Origin of the sequence: Flavobacterium amylolyticum, from assembly GCF_048284335.1 — a bacterium.
Lineage (GTDB): Bacteria > Bacteroidota > Bacteroidia > Flavobacteriales > Flavobacteriaceae > Flavobacterium.
Genome location: NZ_JBLVPG010000004.1, coordinates 139,880 through 158,209, shown reverse-complemented (window position 1 = coordinate 158,209; position 18,330 = coordinate 139,880). Strand labels below are relative to the sequence as shown.

General features: G+C 33.1%; 19 protein-coding genes. 11 read left to right on the top strand and 8 right to left on the bottom strand.

Translation table 11 applies throughout. The features are described from left to right. Positions 1-10 precede the first annotated feature (10 nt). On the top strand, positions 11-1,234 hold the full coding sequence (locus tag ACNQF9_RS13790) for a porin (protein WP_417961513.1): 1,224 nt from the start codon (positions 11-13) through the stop codon (positions 1,232-1,234). Positions 1,235-1,281: 47 nt separating this feature from the next. Here the strand turns inward: ACNQF9_RS13790 and tpiA are convergent, their stop codons facing one another. The 4 genes from tpiA to ACNQF9_RS13770 form a co-directional block, all read right to left on the bottom strand. Further along, entirely contained in the window at positions 1,282-2,034 is a 753-nt protein-coding gene (gene tpiA / locus ACNQF9_RS13785) for a triose-phosphate isomerase (protein WP_417961511.1), read from the bottom strand. 86 nt (positions 2,035-2,120) lie between these two features. Next, positions 2,121-2,618: a TlpA family protein disulfide reductase gene (locus tag ACNQF9_RS13780; RefSeq protein ID WP_417990435.1), complete on the bottom strand. Its 498-nt coding sequence runs from the start codon at positions 2,616-2,618 to the stop codon at positions 2,121-2,123. 331 nt (positions 2,619-2,949) lie between these two features. Further along, positions 2,950-4,050: a BT_3928 family protein gene (locus ACNQF9_RS13775; RefSeq protein ID WP_417990434.1), complete on the bottom strand. Its 1,101-nt coding sequence runs from the start codon at positions 4,048-4,050 to the stop codon at positions 2,950-2,952. Positions 4,051-4,063: 13 nt separating this feature from the next. Then, positions 4,064-4,609, bottom strand: coding sequence for a DUF1599 domain-containing protein (locus ACNQF9_RS13770; RefSeq protein ID WP_417961505.1), 546 nt, complete (start codon positions 4,607-4,609; stop codon positions 4,064-4,066). An 88-nt stretch (positions 4,610-4,697) separates the two neighbouring features. On the opposite strand from ACNQF9_RS13770, the gene folP reads away from it, so the two are divergent. After that, a complete protein-coding gene (folP, locus tag ACNQF9_RS13765; RefSeq protein ID WP_417990433.1) occupies positions 4,698-5,519 on the top strand; it encodes a dihydropteroate synthase in 822 nt (273 codons plus the stop codon). 5 nt (positions 5,520-5,524) lie between these two features. Then, positions 5,525-6,145 carry a hypothetical protein gene (locus ACNQF9_RS13760; protein WP_417990432.1) on the top strand — a complete coding sequence of 207 codons (621 nt, stop codon included), beginning with the start codon at positions 5,525-5,527 and terminating at the stop codon, positions 6,143-6,145. A 23-nt stretch (positions 6,146-6,168) separates the two neighbouring features. On the opposite strand, the gene rlmH is transcribed toward ACNQF9_RS13760, so the two are convergent. The 3 genes from rlmH to ACNQF9_RS13745 all read right to left on the bottom strand — a co-directional run bounded on the left by rlmH (position 6,169) and on the right by ACNQF9_RS13745 (position 7,836). Then, a complete protein-coding gene (gene rlmH / locus ACNQF9_RS13755; protein ID WP_417990431.1) occupies positions 6,169-6,642 on the bottom strand; it encodes a 23S rRNA (pseudouridine(1915)-N(3))-methyltransferase RlmH in 474 nt (157 codons plus the stop codon). Between the two features lie 129 nt (positions 6,643-6,771). Beyond that, complete coding sequence (locus ACNQF9_RS13750) at positions 6,772-7,263, bottom strand: CIA30 family protein (RefSeq protein ID WP_417990430.1); 492 nt, start codon at positions 7,261-7,263, stop codon at positions 6,772-6,774. 144 nt (positions 7,264-7,407) lie between these two features. Then, entirely contained in the window at positions 7,408-7,836 is a 429-nt protein-coding gene (locus tag ACNQF9_RS13745; protein ID WP_417990429.1) for a hypothetical protein, read from the bottom strand. 263 nt (positions 7,837-8,099) lie between these two features. On the opposite strand from ACNQF9_RS13745, the gene nadC reads away from it, so the two are divergent. The 4 genes from nadC to priA all read left to right on the top strand — a co-directional run bounded on the left by nadC (position 8,100) and on the right by priA (position 12,940). Beyond that, positions 8,100-8,957: a carboxylating nicotinate-nucleotide diphosphorylase gene (gene nadC / locus ACNQF9_RS13740; RefSeq protein ID WP_417990428.1), complete on the top strand. Its 858-nt coding sequence runs from the start codon at positions 8,100-8,102 to the stop codon at positions 8,955-8,957. Then, positions 8,954-9,862, top strand: coding sequence for a YihY/virulence factor BrkB family protein (locus tag ACNQF9_RS13735; protein WP_417961491.1), 909 nt, complete (start codon positions 8,954-8,956; stop codon positions 9,860-9,862). The genes nadC and ACNQF9_RS13735 overlap by 4 nt, the downstream gene beginning before the upstream one ends. A gap of 122 nt (positions 9,863-9,984) precedes the next feature. After that, the gene (locus ACNQF9_RS13730; RefSeq protein ID WP_417990427.1) at positions 9,985-10,413 is read left to right on the top strand and encodes a DUF2147 domain-containing protein; all 429 of its coding nucleotides are present in this window, start codon (positions 9,985-9,987) and stop codon (positions 10,411-10,413) included. 76 nt (positions 10,414-10,489) lie between these two features. Further along, a complete protein-coding gene (priA, locus tag ACNQF9_RS13725) occupies positions 10,490-12,940 on the top strand; it encodes a replication restart helicase PriA (RefSeq protein ID WP_417990426.1) in 2,451 nt (816 codons plus the stop codon). A 14-nt stretch (positions 12,941-12,954) separates the two neighbouring features. On the opposite strand, the gene ACNQF9_RS13720 is transcribed toward priA, so the two are convergent. Further along, positions 12,955-13,650 carry a LytR/AlgR family response regulator transcription factor gene (locus ACNQF9_RS13720; protein ID WP_417961485.1) on the bottom strand — a complete coding sequence of 232 codons (696 nt, stop codon included), beginning with the start codon at positions 13,648-13,650 and terminating at the stop codon, positions 12,955-12,957. Positions 13,651-13,815: 165 nt separating this feature from the next. On the opposite strand from ACNQF9_RS13720, the gene rpsF reads away from it, so the two are divergent. From rpsF to ACNQF9_RS13700, 4 genes are all read left to right on the top strand, one after another. Continuing rightward, a complete protein-coding gene (gene rpsF / locus ACNQF9_RS13715; protein ID WP_035671622.1) occupies positions 13,816-14,157 on the top strand; it encodes a 30S ribosomal protein S6 in 342 nt (113 codons plus the stop codon). Between the two features lie 5 nt (positions 14,158-14,162). Further along, complete coding sequence (gene rpsR, locus ACNQF9_RS13710; RefSeq protein WP_007138295.1) at positions 14,163-14,459, top strand: 30S ribosomal protein S18; 297 nt, start codon at positions 14,163-14,165, stop codon at positions 14,457-14,459. A 159-nt stretch (positions 14,460-14,618) separates the two neighbouring features. After that, positions 14,619-15,062 carry a 50S ribosomal protein L9 gene (rplI, locus tag ACNQF9_RS13705; RefSeq protein WP_417961483.1) on the top strand — a complete coding sequence of 148 codons (444 nt, stop codon included), beginning with the start codon at positions 14,619-14,621 and terminating at the stop codon, positions 15,060-15,062. A 95-nt stretch (positions 15,063-15,157) separates the two neighbouring features. After that, the gene (locus tag ACNQF9_RS13700; protein WP_417990425.1) at positions 15,158-18,322 is read left to right on the top strand and encodes a TonB-dependent receptor; all 3,165 of its coding nucleotides are present in this window, start codon (positions 15,158-15,160) and stop codon (positions 18,320-18,322) included. Positions 18,323-18,330 lie beyond the last annotated feature (8 nt).

Genomic DNA, 18,330 nt, shown 5'->3' with positions numbered 1-18,330 from the left:
CTGCTACCTGATGAAAAAAAGCCTCTTATTTTTTATTTTACTTTTTAGTATTTCAAGTATGGCACAAGTAAGCATAAGGCCGAGTAAACAGGATAATGACTTGAAATTGTCGGCCCTGCCTTATTATAGTTTTGGTAAAGGCATTGGAATTACGTCACCTGACAGTTTGTACCAGTTAAACATTCGTTTTCGAATGCAGAACCGAGTGACTTATACTAAAAACGAAGACGAGAACGGGTTTTATGATGCACAAATCCGAAGATTGCGGTTGCGATTAGATGGATATGTGGGATCACCAAAGTTTTTATATGCAATTCAATTGTCATTTGCCCCGGGTGACATAGGTGAAATTAGAGAAGGGGAAAATATTAATATTATTCGTGACGCGGTGGTTTTTTATAGACCAAATAAAAATTGGAATATTAGCTTTGGTCAAACAAAATTGCCAGGAAATCGCCAACGTGTAAATTCATCTGGTGGCCTCCAGTTGACGGATCGATCCATTAATAATGCGAGATTCACTATCGATAGGGATTTTGGTTTTCAAATTCACAATATGAATGAATTTAAAGATAAATTTTCATATAACTTCAAAACAGCAATTTCTACAGGTGAAGGGCGCAACATTACCGGAAATGCAGATTTGGGAGTTGCTTTGACAGGTAAAGTGGAGTTGTTACCCTTTGGAGCTTTTGCTAAAGATGGTACCTACTTTGAAGGAGATATTGTAAGAGAACAAAAGCTAAAATTGATGCTATCCGGAGCTTTTCAGCAAAACAATCATGCCAAAAGAACCCAAGGACAATTAGGGAGCGATTTATATCAAGAGCGAACTATGAAATCGGTTTTGCTAGACGTCATGTTAAAATACAATGGCTGGTCAGCGATGTCCAGTTATATGTCAAGAAATAGCACTAGAAATGCTGTTACAATAAATCCAGATAATAGTTTATTGTCTAATTTTGCTTACGTAGGTAGTGGGTATGATTATCAGTTGAGTTATAATTTTCCTTCAAACTATGAGATTATAGGGAGGTATTCCACTCAAAAAGTTGGCGAGGATATTCAGGCTTTTGCTCCAAATGCAGATCAATACACCATTGGTTTAACGAAGTATATTTGGGAACATACTTTCAAATTACAAAGTGAATTGACTTTTGATACCTTAAATTATTTTGATGGAAGTACAAAGAATAATTGGTACCTGCGTTTTCAAATTGAAATAGGAATATAAAAAAAGCGATGGTATTAAACCCTCGCTTTTTTTATAATTCAATAAACTTATATAGCGTTTACAATTGCCATAAAATCATCAGCTTTTAGTGCAGCACCTCCAATAAGACCACCATCAACATCAGGTTTTGAGAATATTTCTTTTGCATTATCAGGTTTCACACTGCCACCATAAAGAATAGATACGTTTTCAGCGATATCACTTCCAAAAGCTTTGCGAACTGTTTCCCGGATAAACTCATGCATTTCCTGCGCTTGTTCAGGAGAAGCAGTTTCTCCAGTTCCTATTGCCCAAACAGGCTCATACGCTAGAACAATACTTTCCCAGTCCTTGGCTTGAATATGGAATAAACCATCTCGCAATTGATTTTCTACTACATTAAAATGATTTTTTGATTGTCGATCTTTCAATTCTTCTCCAAAGCAAAAAATTATTCTCATGTCATGTTCCAAAGCTGTGTTTACTTTATTAGCAATCAAAGCGTCTGTTTCATGAAAAATGGCTCTACGTTCTGAATGTCCCAAAATTACAGTATCAACACCAACACTTTTTAACATATCAGCTGAAATTTCACCCGTAAACGCACCACTTTCTGCTTGATGAACATTTTGAGCAGCAACATCGATATTAGTAAATTCTAAATGATCTACAGCAGATGCTAAGTTCACAAAAGTAGGAGCTACTATAACTTGTACGGCTGTATCTGTTGGAATTTTTGCTATTAATTCATTTAATAAATCTTCTGTTTGCTCTGCATTTTTATGCATTTTCCAGTTTCCTGCGACAATCTTCTTTCTCATTATAGTTGTGTATATTTAGTTTTTGGTTTTGATTTTTTGAAAATCTGTTCAATGGATTTCTTTTTTCAACTGATGTTTAAAATAAATTATTTTAAATTTGCTAAAGTGCTGTTAATTTTATCAAAATCAGTTTCAATAGCGCGGTACAATGCGATCTTTCCGGTTTTGTCTACAACAATGTATCTTGGAATCCAATCTACATCAACGGCTTTTGCAAAAATACCTTTCATTTGATCATTTGCCATAAAATGACCTCCTTTTAATTGGTGTTTTTCAATTCCAGCTTTCCATTTATCAGCGGTTTTGTCCATTGAAATAAATAAATAGGCTACATCAGGATTAGTGGCTTGTAATTCTTTTAGTTTAGGCATTGCTTTTACGCAATCGCCACACCACGAAGCCCAAACTTCAATTACCAGGGTTTTTCCTTTGTATTTTTTTAAAATATCCTTAAAGGCAACTTGACTTCCATCAGTGGCTAAAAGGGTCTCTGATAAAGCTTCTTTAGAAAATTCTTTTTTTTGTGCAGTTGATGTGCAAGAGAATGTTGCTAATGCAATTAGTATTACTATTATTTTTTTCATTGTAAGATTGTTTTAAAACAAAGTTAAACAAACAATTTGAATGCATTATACAGAATTCCTTTTTTTGAAAGCACATTTCTACAATGCCTGAATAATATCGTTATAGTTGATAAATAATCAGGTAAGTTTGATTTCTTGATAATTAAAAAACAACTCTTTCAGACCAAGATAATAATGATCTTTTAATATGATTTGTAGATAAGTATCACATCTTATTAATAAAAAGGTAATAGAATATTTAGTACGAATTTATTTTAAAGCAGTACAGCGTGTCTCTATTTAAGGATTAAAGCTTCCCGATAAGAAAACTTTAGATCTTAAATTTTAAACTTTACAGCTTTAAATTCTTGAGATCATTATGATGAACTTTTTGTACTATTGTTCCTTTTTCTAATACAACAATACTAGGGTTGGCTCTTTCAATTGTTTTTAAAGTGATGGCATCACAGAAATAAAAATCAAAAGACAACCCAAACTGTTTTTTAGTAGCCGCTATTTCTTCTGGAGAAGATGCTGTCATTCCTATTACTTTATATCCTTTTATTTTCGCTTCCTGATTCAGTTTTTCCATTTTAGCCAAGCCTGCTTTATCAGCATGTACTAAATCATAGGCCACAATCAGCATCACTTTTGTAGCGTCTAAAAACTCTTCTTTGTAATCAGAGCCGTCTTTTTCCATCGTGAAATCATGAATAGGTGGAACATAACCTTCTGAGATTACTTTATCTTTTCGGTCTACAAAAACGGCACCTTCCGGAATCGACATTAAATCTTTTTCAGTAAATTCGGTATCTACGCCGCCTACTTTGTAAATAAAGACCATTTCAACTACTGATTTTTCAGCACCGTCAGGAATGCGCATTCCTTTTTGGATATTATTTCCAACTTTAAATGGTCTGAAATCTATTAAGGGTAAATGATTTAAAACCAAAACGCCCATAAACGACGACAAAACGATACTGGCGTACAGGATTATATTTTGAATAGTATTACTGAACAATGGCTGAACTAATTTTCTATTAAAAAACAGGATTAGAATAAAGAACAGTAACACAATGTCTTTTGTAAACGATTGCCATGGTGTTAGCTTCAAAGCGTCTCCAAAACAACCACAATCTTTTACCACATTAAAATAAGCAGAATAAAAAGTAAGGAAAGTAAACAGTACAATCAAGATTAGTAAACTCCAGATAGTAAATTTGGTTTTATAACCAATGAGCAACATAATTCCCAGAACGACCTCAAGAATAACTAAAAACAAAGCAATTCCTAATGCAAACGGAATGAAAAATGGCATGTTAAAAACAGGTTCACTAAAATATTCAGCTAATTTATAGGAAAACCCAATAGGATCGTTGAGTTTAATTAATCCGGAGATAATGAATAGGATTCCAACAAATATTCTAGAAAATTGTGTTATTATATTTTTCATTTGTATGATTGTATTATTTATTTCCAAAACCCATTAAAATTAAGGCAAAAACCGCGTAATTGATCATGTCCTGATAATTAGCATCAATACCCTCAGAGACTAATGTTTTTCCTTTGTTATCTTCAATTTGTTTGACGCGAAGCAATTTTTGCAAAATCAAATCGGTTAGTGAACTCACACGCATGTCGCGCCAAGCTTCACCGTAATCATGATTTTTATCCAGCATTAACTCTTTGGTCAGCTTGACTTTGGTATCGTATAATTCAGTCGCTTTTGCAACTTCTAAATCAGGTTGATCTGCAACGCCTAATTCCAATTGAATTAATGCCATAATGGAATAATTGATAATCCCAATGAATTCACCTGTTTCATCTTCATCAATTTTACGGATTTCGTTTTCTTGTAAGCTTCTTATTCTTTGTGCTTTAATATAAATTTGATCTGTTAACGAAGGCAATCTTAAAATTCGCCAAGCACATCCGTAATCTTTCATTTTGTTGGTAAACAACGAACGACAAGTCGCAATTACAGTATCATATTCCTTTGAAGTATTCTTCATTATTGGTGTATATTTGTATTCAAATTTTTTCAAAAATAAGATAATTTTTTTGAATGTAAAATTTTGAAGTATTTAAAACTGTAAACGAATGACTATTAACTGCAAAGGAATACTTGTTGACGTATCCACTCCCAAAGTAATGGGGATCTTGAATGTGACACCCAACTCTTTTTTTGATGGTGGCAAGTATAAAAATGAAACCGAAATTCTTTCTCAAGTTGAAATAATGCTACTTGGTGGAGCCAGTTTTATAGATATTGGCGCTTATTCCAGTAAACCTAATGCAGAATTTGTTTCGGAATATGAAGAAATTTCAAGAATTATACCTGTTATTGATTTGATTCTAAAGCATTTTCCGGAAACGATGCTTTCTATTGACACTTTTCGGAGCGAAGTGGCGATAAGATCTATCGAAAGTGGTGCGGCTATCATCAACGATATTTCGGCTGGAAATCTAGACGATAAGATGTTTGGGGTAATTACAAAATACAATGTTCCATATATAATGATGCACATGAGAGGGAATTCGCAAACGATGCAATCTCTCACAAGTTATGAAGATATTGTAAAAGAAATGCTATTCTATTTTTCTGAAAAAGTTGCCAAAGCTAGAAGTTTTGGAATCAATGATTTGATTATCGATCCAGGATTTGGTTTTGCCAAAACAATAGCTCAAAATTACGAAGTTTTTCAAAAGATGGAATTATTTAATATGCTGGAATTGCCACTTCTTATTGGGATATCCAGAAAATCAATGATTTATAAAATCCTTGACACTACGATAGAAAATGCGTTAAATGGAACTACGGTTTTGAATACTTTGGCATTGACCAAAGGAGCAAAAATCCTTCGTGTCCACGATGTAAAAGAAGCGATGGAATGTGTTGCATTATTCAATAAAATCAATTGATAACGATGAAATATTTTACTTTGATTGTTCTTTTTGCTTTGTTTTCTTGTGGCAACAAAGAGGATATTTTGTTGCCAAAAGCCAACACAACAATTGTCAAAAATGTAGATGATCTTTCGCCAATCTATATTTTTTTTAGAACAAAAGGAAAAGATACGCTAGCAGAAGTAAACAGGAAAAACAGTATTATTTCTACCAATTGGATTCTAAATGTTGACAAACGTTTACCGTTACGACTTGCCATTCCGGAAATCATGAAGTTGCAGGAGAAAAAGCGTACAGAGAAAGCACACAAGAATGAAAAGGCCGAAAATTATTATTCCTACGCTGATACGATTGGTAGAAATTTGGCTTTTTTTCCTTTTACAAACGTATTTTATAAACTAGAAAAACCAAAGTCAGGAGTAATTGTCTTTTTTACCAAAAACAATGAAATTTTAGTAGATATGATAGGTGTAAAACAACAAGAATTACAAGTCTATTTGAATAAGCTGCCAAACAACACCTCAAACCATTATGTTTTTTGTTATGATAAAAACTTAAATTTTGGAAGTTATGTTCAAAATAAAATTTTTATTGAAAGTTTAAAAGTAAAAATGAAAAGTAATCAAGAATTTATTTACTAAACCTTAAACTTCAAACAAAATCATTACTGGTGATGATACGGTTCATTTCTCAAAATCGTAAAGCCACGATACAATTGTTCGATAAAAAATAACCGCACCATTTGATGCGAAAAAGTCATTAAGGACAGTGATATTTTTCCTTGCGCTTTGGCATAAACGGTATCCGAAAATCCATAAGGCCCACCAATCACGAAAACTAGAGTCTTAACCCCAGAGTTCATTTTTTTTTGTAATTCTTCTGAAAAACCTACGCTGGAAAAAATTTTTCCGTTTTCGTCCAATAAAATAAGTTGGTCTGTTGGTGTAATTTTCGCCAAAATCAATTCCCCTTCTTTCTCTTTTTGTTGGCTTTCGGATAAGTTTTTTACGTTTTTGATGTCAGGAATGATATCTAAATCGAATTTGATATAAAAAGACAGGCGTTTCGTGTAATCGTCTATTAAGGTTTGTAACGCTTTGTTATCGGTTTTGCCAATAGCAATCAGTTTGATGTTCATTTTTGTTGAATTTCAGAAGCGCAAAGATAGAAAAATTAGTAATTTTTAAACGTGTTATCTTTAATAGAATGGTGTTCATAAAAGTAATGCAACATTGAGAGTGTGGGATAAAACAACTAATTGTCTAATTTATTTCACTTCAATTGTTTCAATAAGCAGTTGAAACTTCTCTTCTGTTTTATTACCTATTAAGAAGGCAATTTCTTCTAAATTGGATCCATCGTAATTAGGGAGGTCTAATTTTTGACCCCTAAAAGCAGGATATAACTCGGTAATTGGAATTTCAATAGTTTGCCAGTCATAATTAGTTTGAAAGGCAAATACGTAGGAATGGGAATCATTTCGGTTGGTCTTGACTCTAAATTGATATTTTTTACCATCTCCTTTTAGGCGAATGTAAAAAAGTTTGTAATTGTTTATACTGATTGGTTCTATGAAATGTTTTACCGCACAGAATCCTCCATTGTTAGCTAAAGATACACTACCTTCAAAAACACCTTGATTGTTTGAGTTTAGGTAAAATTCACTTTCGGATGTTCCGCCCATTACAGCATCGTTTACCGTTTTCCAACTGCTTAGAATGCTATTTAAATTTAAAGGAAAGATTAAAATTGAGTTCATTAAAACGGAGTATATAAATTACTGTATTTCAGAAAGTGTATCGTTTCTTTGAATAAAATTTAAAACGAGATGCGGTTCTAAACACTAAATTGTCATAAATCGGGCTGTTTTTATAGTAACTTGATTTTGGAATACTTTAAATTCCTATTTAGGCAATGGAGCACCAACAGCAATATCACATCGATGATTAGTTTGTCCATGAGGTGGATTCATTCCTTGTACCGTAGGGGTTGCTTCTGCTGGAGTCGTTGCAGTAGTTACAGTATTTGCAGGAGGTGTTGTGTTTTGTTGTGGTGCGACAGCAGGAGAGTTCAAAGGAGCGCCAACAGCTATGTCACACCTATGCTCAGGTTGGCCATGAGCAGGATTCATGCCTTTGGCAATTGTAGTGGGATCAATAGTGGTATTTTGTTGCTGCTGATTTGCTGTTGAAGCTTCATTTTTCATCTGTCTGCCAACTTCAGTAAATGGCACTATATTCGTTATAGTGGAGTTCGGTTTCGATTCTGTTTCTTTTTTACAAGAAGTCAATAACAGTGATGATACAATAAAAAGGCTTAAAAAATATTTCATAAACGATGTTTTTATTACTAAACTCAAATATAAGATTTTAAATAGTACTGCACTAGATAAAACGAGAGATTTACTATAACATTTCTTTCAGGTAATCGCGATCTAAATACAACTGCTATTGTCTTCGTGATGCTTTATTTGTATACTGACATAGTACTTGACATAAAGGAAATCGGAATATGGTTTTTCAAAATTACGAAGTCCACAAATTTTCAAATTTCCAAAATATACCTTACTTTAGCATTCCATAAATTTCCTTTAAAATGATTAGTGAAGCACAATTCAGTACCGAGTTACACCTATTAATAGAAAACGCCATTCGGGAAGATGTTGGTCCTGGGGATTACAGCTCTATGGCATGTATTCCTGCAACAGCAAATGGTAAAGCTAAGTTACTTGTAAAAGAAGATGGAATTATTGCCGGGGTAGCTTTTGCCAAAATGATTTTTGAGTATGTAGACGCTAATTTGCAAATAGAAACCTTTATTGAAGATGGAACTCCTGTAAAAAAAGGAGATGTAGTTTTTCATGTTACGGGAAGTTCACAATCGATTTTGAAGTCAGAACGTGTCGTTTTAAATTCAATGCAGCGAATGTCCGCTATAGCAACTAAGACTAAAGAATATGTTCGTTTATTAGAAGGAACAAATACAAAGATCTTGGATACACGAAAAACGACACCTGGATTTAGAGCCTGTGAAAAATGGGCAGTAAAAATTGGCGGAGGAGAAAATCATCGTTTCGCTCTTTATGATATGATAATGCTTAAGGACAATCATAACGATTTTGCGGGTGGAATTACGCTAGCTATAGCCAAAACTAAAGCCTATCTAAAGGAAAATAATCTAGATCTAAAAATTATTGTGGAAGCCAGAAATTTGGCTGAAATCAAAGAAATTCTTGAAAGTGAAGGTGTTTATAGAATTTTGATAGATAATTTCAATTATGAAGATACTAAAAAAGCGGTAACTTTGATCGCAGGGAAATGCTTGACAGAGTCATCAGGAAATATTAATGAAAATACCATTCGCAAGTATGCTCAATGTGGTGTGAATTATATCTCGTCAGGCGCCTTGACACACTCCGTATATAACATGGATTTGAGTTTGAAAGCAATATGAGTAAAGAAATTGAGGTGAAATTACAAAGAATTCCAATTATACGGAATTTGATGTTTGGTCTAAAAAAGATAAAACTACCTTGGTTAGAAGGCTTGTCTTTATATGATTTGTTAGAAATATATGGATTGGGAATTATTGAAAGCGCATTGACCTATCATGCCAGTGCCATTGCATTTAGCTTTTTTATGGCGTTGTTTCCTTTTGCACTTTTCATATTAAATCTAATTCCGTTCATACCTATTGTTGGTTTTCAAGAAGATTTCCTGCTGTTTGTAAAGGATGGTGTGCCTCCTAATACCTATGATGCTATTTATAAAATTATAAATGATATTCTTAATAATAGTGATTCGGGATTGTTATCCTCGGGGTTTATATTGTCTATTTTTTTGATGGCAAATGGATTAAATGGAATTTTAGGAGGTTTTGAAACCTCGCGCCATGTCTTGATTAAAAGAGGTTTTATAAGACAATATTTTGTCGCATTAGGCATGTCGTTATTATTGTCATTGCTTTTGATTGTAACTGTAGCGATAATTGTTGTTTTTGAGGTATTTATTCAAAAAACAGTCTTTAGCGATCAGATTCAATTGATAGTTTTAGGGCGATATGCCTTTGTTATTTTGATGATTTTGGTCACAACCTCCATACTTTTTAAATTTGGTACAAAACACGATAAAAACAGAGCTTTTATCTCTATAGGTTCTGTTTTTACTACTATTTTGGTTCTTTTAGATTCGTATGTTTTTGGAATTTGGGTTACAAAATTTTCACAATACAATGAATTATACGGATCAATAGGAACATTATTGATTTTGATGTTTTACATTTGGATCAACTGCATGATATTACTTTTGGGTTTTGAATTGAATGCCACTGTAAATAAATTAAAAGCAAAAAGAGACTAAATTAAATCAAAATAGTTTTGTTATTTGGAGTTATTCCCAGGTATTTACTAAGAATGGTATCCCATACAACTCTTATTAAAACAAGAATTGTAGAGCTATATTTATTTTAAAAAAAGAAAAATATGAAAAATACGATTACAATTTTGGCATTATTTATTTCGATGGCTTTCTATGGTCAAAGTCATAGCGTTATTGGAAAATGGAAAACCATTGATGATCAATCAGGCAAAGCCAAATCAATTGTTGAAATCTACGAACGCTCAGGCAAAATTTATGGAAAAATCATCGATATTTTAGATGTTGACAAGAAAAAAAGTTTATGTACCAATTGTTCCGGTGAAGAAAAAAACAAACCGGTTATAGGGCTTGTAGTTATTAAAGGACTTAAAAAAGATGGGAAAGAATACAATTCAGGAAAGATTCTGGATCCAACTTCGGGTAAATTATACAAATGCTTTCTGGCTTTAGATGGGGTTGATAAATTGAAGGTTCGAGGATATATTGGCCTATCATTATTTGGGAGAACCCAAACCTGGAATAGAGTTAAATAATAATAGATTGTGAGTTATGAGTTCAAAATAAAGATTCAAGACATCACTTAAGTTCATCATTCATAATTGATTATAAATGTATTTTGTAGAAGTAATTTTACCACTTGCTCTCGCTAAAACTTTTACCTACAGCGTCTCTGAAGCGGAGTTTGGGTATATTAAAAAAGGAATGCGGGTTGCAGTTCCTTTTGGTAAAAGTAAAATGTATACGGCATTAGTTATTGAAATCCATCAAAACAAACCTGAGTTATACGATGCAAAGGAAATTCATCAAATTTTGGATGAAAAACCCATTGTAACCGAAATCCAAATTGCGCATTGGCAATGGATTGCTTCCTATTACATGTGTGCTATTGGGGATGTGTATCGTGGCGCCATGCCAAGTGCACTTTTACTGGAAAGTGAAACTCTTATTTCTCAAAAAACCGATTCATATGTTGATGTAAGTCTTCTCTCGGATGATGAATTCCTGGTTTACGAAGCGTTACAACAGCAGAATTCTCTAAAAGTGCAAGATATCATTGCTATTTTAAATAAGAAAAATATCTTTCCTGTTATTCAAAAACTCATTGATAAGAATATTTTAGTGCTTCAGGAAGAAATTCAGGAAAGCTACAAACCCAAGTTAGTGCGTTATGTCCGTTTACATGCTAAATACGAATCCAATCAAGGTTTAAGTGAGTTATTGGAGATCTTGAAAAGTGCCAATAAACAAAAGGAAATCGTTATGCGTTATTTTCAATTAAGCGCAACAGAAAACAAACCCATTACCGTAAAAAAACTAGTGGACCAAGCGAATTCTTCTTCGGCAATTGTAAAGGCCTTGATTGAAAAAGAAATATTTGAAGATTATTTTCTACAGGAAGACAGAATAAATTTCAACGGAAAAATAAGGGAAGACGAATTACAGTTAAGTGCGGATCAACAAACAGCTGTTGATGAAATTAAGAAGAGTTTCCTTCAAAAAGAAGTTTGTTTATTACATGGTGTAACTTCCAGTGGAAAAACGGAGATTTATATTAAACTGATTGAAGAATATCTGGAAACTGGAAAACAAATATTGTATTTATTGCCCGAAATTGCTTTGACAACTCAGTTAGTGGGAAGACTGAGAGCTTATTTCGGAAATAAAGTTGCTGTTTTTCATTCAAAATATAATAATAATGAACGTATAGAGGTTTGGAATCAAGTATTGTTTAACTCGGAGAAAGCGCAAGTCGTAATAGGAGCGAGGTCAGCTTTGTTCTTACCTTTTAAAACTTTAGGGTTTATTATTATAGATGAGGAGCATGAGCAAACCTTCAAGCAGGCAGATCCAACGCCACGGTATCATGCGCGCGATGCTGCAATAGTTTTGGCCCATTGGCACAAAGCAAAAGTGGTATTGGGTTCTGCTACTCCCAGTATAGAAACCTATTTCAATGCTAAATCGGACAAGTTTGGCTTAGTCGAAATTTCAAAACGTTTTGGAAATGTAATGATGCCGCTTATTGAATTAGTAGACCTCAAAGATAAATACTTCCGCAAAAAAATGACGGGACATTTCAGCGATGTTTTAATTGAAGAAATAACGAATGCATTGTCATTAGGAGAGCAAATAATTTTATTTCAAAATAGAAGAGGATATTCTCCTATAATTGAATGCCTCACTTGTGGTCATGTGCCACATTGCCAGCAATGTGATGTTAGTTTGACGTATCACAAGAACAAAAATCAGTTGCGGTGTCATTACTGTGGGTACAGTATGGCCAAGCCTACGCATTGTCATTCGTGTTCAAGTATAGATTTGACTACAAAAGGCTTTGGAACCGAGCAGATAGAGCAAGAATTGATTGCTATTTTTCCAAATTCAAAAATAGGAAGAATGGATCAGGACACTACTAGAGGTAAATTTGGTTTCGAAAAAATAATTGATAGTTTTAAGAACAGAGAAATGGATATATTAGTCGGAACTCAAATGCTGGCCAAAGGATTGGATTTTGATAACGTGAGTTTAGTAGGTATTATGAATGCCGATAATATGTTGTATCATCCTGATTTTAGAGCCTTCGAAAGAAGTTTCCAGATGATGACTCAAGTTGCCGGTAGAGCGGGACGTTCAGAAAAACAAGGAAAAGTGATTATACAAACTTATAATCCCAATCACAATACAATACAACAGGTTACCAATAATAATTACACAGGTATGTATAAAGAACAATTGTATGACCGACAGATCTATAAATACCCGCCTTATTTTAGAATCATTAAGCTAACGCTGAAACAACGCGATTTTGATAAATTAAAGGAAGGTTCAATGTGGTTGTATCAAGTAATGAGTCAAAACTTGAGTATGCCGGTTTTAGGGCCTGAAGAGCCTGCAATTAGTAGAATTCGAAATGAATATATTAGAACAATTATCATTAAAATACCTCAAAATGTGTCTATTGGAAATACAAAAAAAACTATTCAGAAAATACTAAATAGTTTTGAAGCTGTTGCTCAGTACAGAGCGATAAAAGTCACGATAAATGTAGATTTTTATTAACAAAAGGTATTTGTTTACGAAAATGAAAGTGCGCGAACGAGGTCTTCTTTTTTATGTCGGCTCAAAGGGATTTTCGTCATCCCAATTTCAGCATATTTACTATTAAATCGTTCTACTTTGTCAATATTGATGATATAAGATTTATGTACCCTGATGAATTTTTCTTTTGACAGATCATTTTCAAAAGATTTCATTGTAGACAGCACTAAATTGCTATCCTCTTCTGTAACAACACGAACATAATCTCCAAAAGCTTCAATCCATTTTATTTTAGAGGTAAAGATTTTTAATTTCTTTAAATTGCTTTTAATGAAAATGTGCTCTCCTTCTTCTTCTTTATTATCTTTTTTCAGTAAATGAAAATCGAGGGCTCTTTTGACAGAAGCATTGAATCGATCGATAGCAATTGGTTTTTGAAGGTAATCTGTAGCATCATAATCAAAAGCTTTCATGGCATATTCAGCTTTTGAGGTAATGAAAATGATTTGAGGTTTTATCTTTAAACCATCTAAAAAATCAAAACCACTTATCACTGGCATCTCGATATCAAGAAAGATCAAATCGACGTTATGTATAGACATACAGCTTCTTGCTTCAATTGCATTTGAAAAATCACCAATTAGGTGTAAATTTTGATGATTATTAACTAACTTGGCGATAATCATTCTTTGGATTGAACTATCATCCACAACCACACAGTTTAGTTTCATAATATTGTACTTTAGATTTGGCTATGTAAACATACTACTTTTTTATTAGAAGAAAATTAACGGAGCTAAGTTTTTTTACCGTACATCGAATAAAATGAAATATGACTTGCTTACTAAGAATTATTGATTACTTTTGCACCCAAAATAACATATAAATATATATTTATGAATCATTATGAAACTGTTTTCATTTTAAATCCCGTTTTATCTGAAGTTCAGGTAAAGGAAACAGTAAGCAAATTTGAAGATTTTCTTACTAGTAGAGGTGCAGAGATGGTATCGAAAGAAGACTGGGGCCTTAAAAAAATGGCTTACGAAATTCAAAACAAAAAAAGTGGTTTTTATCACTTATTCGAATTCAAAGTAGCTGGAGAAGTCCTTATTGCTTTTGAAACTGAATTTAGACGTGATGAAAGAGTAATGCGTTTCTTGACTGTAAGTCTTGACAAACACGCTATTTCTTGGGCTGAAAGAAGAAGAACTAAATTAAAATCTACAAAAGCTTAATTATCATGGCTACACTACAACAATCGGCTTCAGGAAAAAAAGACGGAGATATCAGATATCTTACGCCTTTGAACATAGAAACAAATAAAACTAAAAAGTATTGTCGTTTCAAAAAATCAGGTATCAAATATATTGATTATAAAGATGCTGATTTCTTATTGAAATTTGTTAATGAGCAAGGAAAAATACTTCCTCGTCGTTTAACAGGAACTTCATTGAAGTACCAAAGAAAAGTGTCTGTTGCTGTAAAAAGAGCGCGTCACTTAGCATTAATGCCATATGTGGCTGATTTACTAAAATAATATAAAATTAACAGTTGTTGGTTTTCTGAAACATGAAATTGCTATCAATAAAAGCGTTTGTTGTAAACAAACATGAATAAAAAAAGCAATGATTAATGGTACTTAAAAAAGTTACATTAAAATTTACGAAACCTAACTTCTATAAAAAAGGACAACAACATGGAACTTATTTTAAGACAAGACGTTCAAAATTTAGGATTTAAAGATGATATCGTTTCTGTAAAAAACGGATACGGACGTAATTTTTTAATCCCACAAGGACACGCTCATTTAGCAACATCTTCTGCAAAGAAAGTATTAGCTGAAAACCTAAAACAAAGAGCTCACAAAGAAGCTAAAGTAGTTAATGATGCAAAAACATTGGCTGAAGCTTTGAAAGCTATCGAAATTAAAATCTTTGCAAAAGCAGGTGGTGAAAAATTATTCGGTTCAATCACGAATATTGATATCGCTGAAGCTTTAGCTAAAGGTGGACAACAAATTGATAGAAAATTCATTACAAGCGGAATTGTTAAACGTACTGGTAAATATACTGCCAACGTTCGTTTGCACAGAGATGTAATAATTGAATTAGATTATGAAATTGTTGCTGAAAAAGCATAAATTTGTTAACATATTGTTAATAAATTATTAAAATCACTCTTAGGAGTGATTTTTTTTTTGTTTAATTTTGCACCCAAAATAACACATTTACACAAATGAAAAAAATCATTACTTTATTATTAATTTTATTTAGTTTCAGCGCTGTCATTGGGCAAACTACAACTTCTAGCATCAAAGGGATTGTGCGAGGTTCTGACAATGAGACGCTACCTGGAGCGACGGTTCAGGCAACACATGTTCCAACAGGTTCTAAGTATTCTGCGCTATCTAATGCAGATGGAAGAATCAGTATGTTGAATATGAGAATTGGTGGTCCTTACAAAATTGTCGTATCCTATGTAGGATACAGAAGTGAGGAATACAATGATGTTTACCTTGATTTAGGTAAAGTATTTAGTTTAGATGTTGTCTTAAAAGATGAAAGTCAGAAACTGGAGGAAGTAAAAGTAGTTGGTTCTAAAAATAGAGTTTTTCAAAGTGGAAGAACCGGTGCAGAAACTACGATTGGTCGAAGAGAATTATCAGCATTGCCCTCTATTTCAAGATCAGCAGATGATTTTACCCGTTTAGAACCAACAGCAAGTGGAGGTTCTTTTGGAGGTAGAAACGATCAATACAACAGTTATTCACTTAATGGTGCAGTTTTTAACAATCCTTTTGGATTAGATGCTGCAACTCCGGGTGGACAAACTGGCTCTCAGCCTATTTCACTGGATGCAATTGAGCAAATTCAAGTAGCCACTGCTCCTTATGATGTAACATTATCGGGTTTTACTGGAGCTTCTGTAAATGCAGTAACTAAATCAGGGTCAAACGAATTCCATGGAACTGCTTATAGTTTTTATAGAAATCAGGATATGACAGGTAATAAAATTAAAGGAGAAAAAATATTTGTACCCTCATTGGAGCAAACACAAACCGGTTTTAGTCTTGGTGGTCCAATTGTTAAAAACAAATTATTTTTCTTTACCAATTTTGAAATTGATAAAAGAAGCGATTCAGGATCAAATTTTGTTGCTAATGATGGAAATGGAACAACTGGAGTGAATGAATCCAGAGTATTAGCAACTGATTTAATGCATGTTTCTACGGAGTTAGGTAAGCTAGGGTATAATACTGGAGCTTATCAAGGATTTACACATAATTCTAATTCAAGTAAAGGAATTGTAAAGTTGGATTGGAATATTAATGACAATCATAAACTAGCTGTTATTTATAATTTTTTAGATGCTTCGAAAGATAAGCCTGCACATCCTACCGCTATTATTCGTAGAGGAATTGATGCAAATACGTTACAATTTGAAAATTCAGGGTACCAAATTAACAACCAAATTAGCTCTTTTTTAGTAGAATTAAATTCTAAATTTAGTGAGACGGTTTCTAATAAATTACAAGCTGGTTATACTCATTTTAATGATTTTAGAAATCCATTTTCTGCTCCTGCACCAGTAATTACAATTACTAAAGATGGTTCTCCTTACATTATTGCAGGTCATGAGCCTTTCTCTATCAATAATAAATTAGATCAAAAAGTAATTCAAATTACTGATAATTTGAATATTGTCAGAGGAAACCATACCTATACACTAGGTTTCTCATTCGAAAAGTTCATTTTCAAAAATTCATTTAACTTAAAAGGGTATGGTTTTGATGTTTTTGGAAGTACAAATATGGCAGGCTTTGATGCGAATATTGCAAATGGGTATTACAGTACTGCAATAAAAAACGCACAGACAACTTTCGACACAAAAAATGCATTGAAAGATGGTGTTGATGGGGGTTGGAATTTAGCAGAAACGACAGTAGGACAATTAGCTTTTTACGTTCAGGATGAATGGAATATCAGTGATAATTTTAAATTAATTTATGGATTAAGAGCTGATAAGCCATTGTATTTCAATACATCAGAATTGGCTCAAAAATTTATTGACACAGATAATTCAGAAGGATATTTGCCAAATATTGATTATTATAATCCAGCTGATGGTAGTGTAAAGAATTTTGATTCAACTAAATTACCCAATAATAATTTACTTTGGTCGCCAAGAGTTGGTTTCAATTGGGATATTAATGGAGATAAAAAACAACAGTTGCGTGGAGGTACTGGAATTTTCACCGGTAAACTTCCTTTTGTGTGGATTGGAAATCAAGTAGGTGGTATAGATCCATTTTTCTATCAAGTAGTAGACGAAGATTTTAAATTTCCACAGGTATGGAGAACTAGTTTAGGATTTGATCATAAATTTGAAAATGATTATATTGTAACGATAGACATGTCTTATAATAAAGATTTAAATGGGGTTCATATACAAAATTGGGGGTTAAAACGACCAACAAGTCAATTGACAGGAGCTGATAATAGAGCAATATATGGTAGTGCAGATTATGGTACTTGGACTGATTATGGTTTTCCAGCGCGAACTAATGGATATGTATTGACTAATACTAATAAAGGAAGTGCATTCAACTCTTCTATCAAAGTACAAAAGACTTTTGACAATGGATTCTTTGCAAGTTTAGCCTACAACTATTTAAAGTCACAGGATGTTAATTCTATTGAAGCAGAAATTACGGGTGATGCTTTTGCTTTTAATCCGGCTTTGGGGAATGTGAATGATGCAGTTTTATCTGATTCTAAGTATGGGGATACGCACCGTTTTATAGGAGTAGCTTCAAAAAAATGGAAATATGGTACTAATGATAAATGGGCTACTACTGTATCGACTTTCTTTGAATACGCGCAAGGAGGCCGTTTTAATTATACGTATGGAGGAGATATTAACAATGATGGGGCAACGGGTAATGATTTAATTTATATACCAACTTCAGCCGAAATAAGTACTATGGTATTTACTGGTGGAGTTAGTCAAGGTGCCGCATTTGATGCCTTTATCAAGCAGGATAACTATTTGAGTGATAGAAGAGGTCAGTACGCAGCGCGTTATGGAGCGCTTTCGCCATGGAGAGGAAAATGGGATTTTAAAATAATGCAAGATTATAACTTTAAAATTTCATCCGCTTCTATTAAAACGAATACAATTCAATTTAGTATTGATGTATTGAACTTAGGTAATTTGATTAATTCTGATTGGGGATTGGTTCAAGTGCCAACAAGTGTTCAACCAATTGGTGTATCTGTTGATCAAACTACAAAAATACCAACCTATACTTTTAACGGTACTCAAACCAAAACCTTCAACTATGACGCAAGTTTATTATCAAGATGGCAGGCGCAGTTTGGAATTAGATATATTTTCTAAAAAAAGAT

Coding starts and splice junctions, on each gene's coding strand:
- ACNQF9_RS13770 (WP_417961505.1), bottom strand. CDS start 4,609: ATGAAGAATACTTCAAAGGAATATGATACTGTAATTGCGACTTGTCGT.
- ACNQF9_RS13730 (WP_417990427.1), top strand. CDS start 9,985: ATGAAAAATACGATTACAATTTTGGCATTATTTATTTCGATGGCTTTC.
- nadC (WP_417990428.1), top strand. CDS start 8,100: ATGATTAGTGAAGCACAATTCAGTACCGAGTTACACCTATTAATAGAA.
- priA (WP_417990426.1), top strand. CDS start 10,490: ATGTATTTTGTAGAAGTAATTTTACCACTTGCTCTCGCTAAAACTTTT.
- ACNQF9_RS13760 (WP_417990432.1), top strand. CDS start 5,525: ATGAAATATTTTACTTTGATTGTTCTTTTTGCTTTGTTTTCTTGTGGC.
- folP (WP_417990433.1), top strand. CDS start 4,698: ATGACTATTAACTGCAAAGGAATACTTGTTGACGTATCCACTCCCAAA.
- rpsF (WP_035671622.1), top strand. CDS start 13,816: ATGAATCATTATGAAACTGTTTTCATTTTAAATCCCGTTTTATCTGAA.
- ACNQF9_RS13700 (WP_417990425.1), top strand. CDS start 15,158: ATGAAAAAAATCATTACTTTATTATTAATTTTATTTAGTTTCAGCGCT.
- tpiA (WP_417961511.1), bottom strand. CDS start 2,034: ATGAGAAAGAAGATTGTCGCAGGAAACTGGAAAATGCATAAAAATGCA.
- ACNQF9_RS13790 (WP_417961513.1), top strand. CDS start 11: ATGAAAAAAAGCCTCTTATTTTTTATTTTACTTTTTAGTATTTCAAGT.
- rlmH (WP_417990431.1), bottom strand. CDS start 6,642: ATGAACATCAAACTGATTGCTATTGGCAAAACCGATAACAAAGCGTTA.
- ACNQF9_RS13750 (WP_417990430.1), bottom strand. CDS start 7,263: ATGAACTCAATTTTAATCTTTCCTTTAAATTTAAATAGCATTCTAAGC.
- ACNQF9_RS13720 (WP_417961485.1), bottom strand. CDS start 13,650: ATGAAACTAAACTGTGTGGTTGTGGATGATAGTTCAATCCAAAGAATG.
- rpsR (WP_007138295.1), top strand. CDS start 14,163: ATGGCTACACTACAACAATCGGCTTCAGGAAAAAAAGACGGAGATATC.
- ACNQF9_RS13775 (WP_417990434.1), bottom strand. CDS start 4,050: ATGAAAAATATAATAACACAATTTTCTAGAATATTTGTTGGAATCCTA.
- ACNQF9_RS13780 (WP_417990435.1), bottom strand. CDS start 2,618: ATGAAAAAAATAATAGTAATACTAATTGCATTAGCAACATTCTCTTGC.
- ACNQF9_RS13745 (WP_417990429.1), bottom strand. CDS start 7,836: ATGAAATATTTTTTAAGCCTTTTTATTGTATCATCACTGTTATTGACT.
- ACNQF9_RS13735 (WP_417961491.1), top strand. CDS start 8,954: ATGAGTAAAGAAATTGAGGTGAAATTACAAAGAATTCCAATTATACGG.
- rplI (WP_417961483.1), top strand. CDS start 14,619: ATGGAACTTATTTTAAGACAAGACGTTCAAAATTTAGGATTTAAAGAT.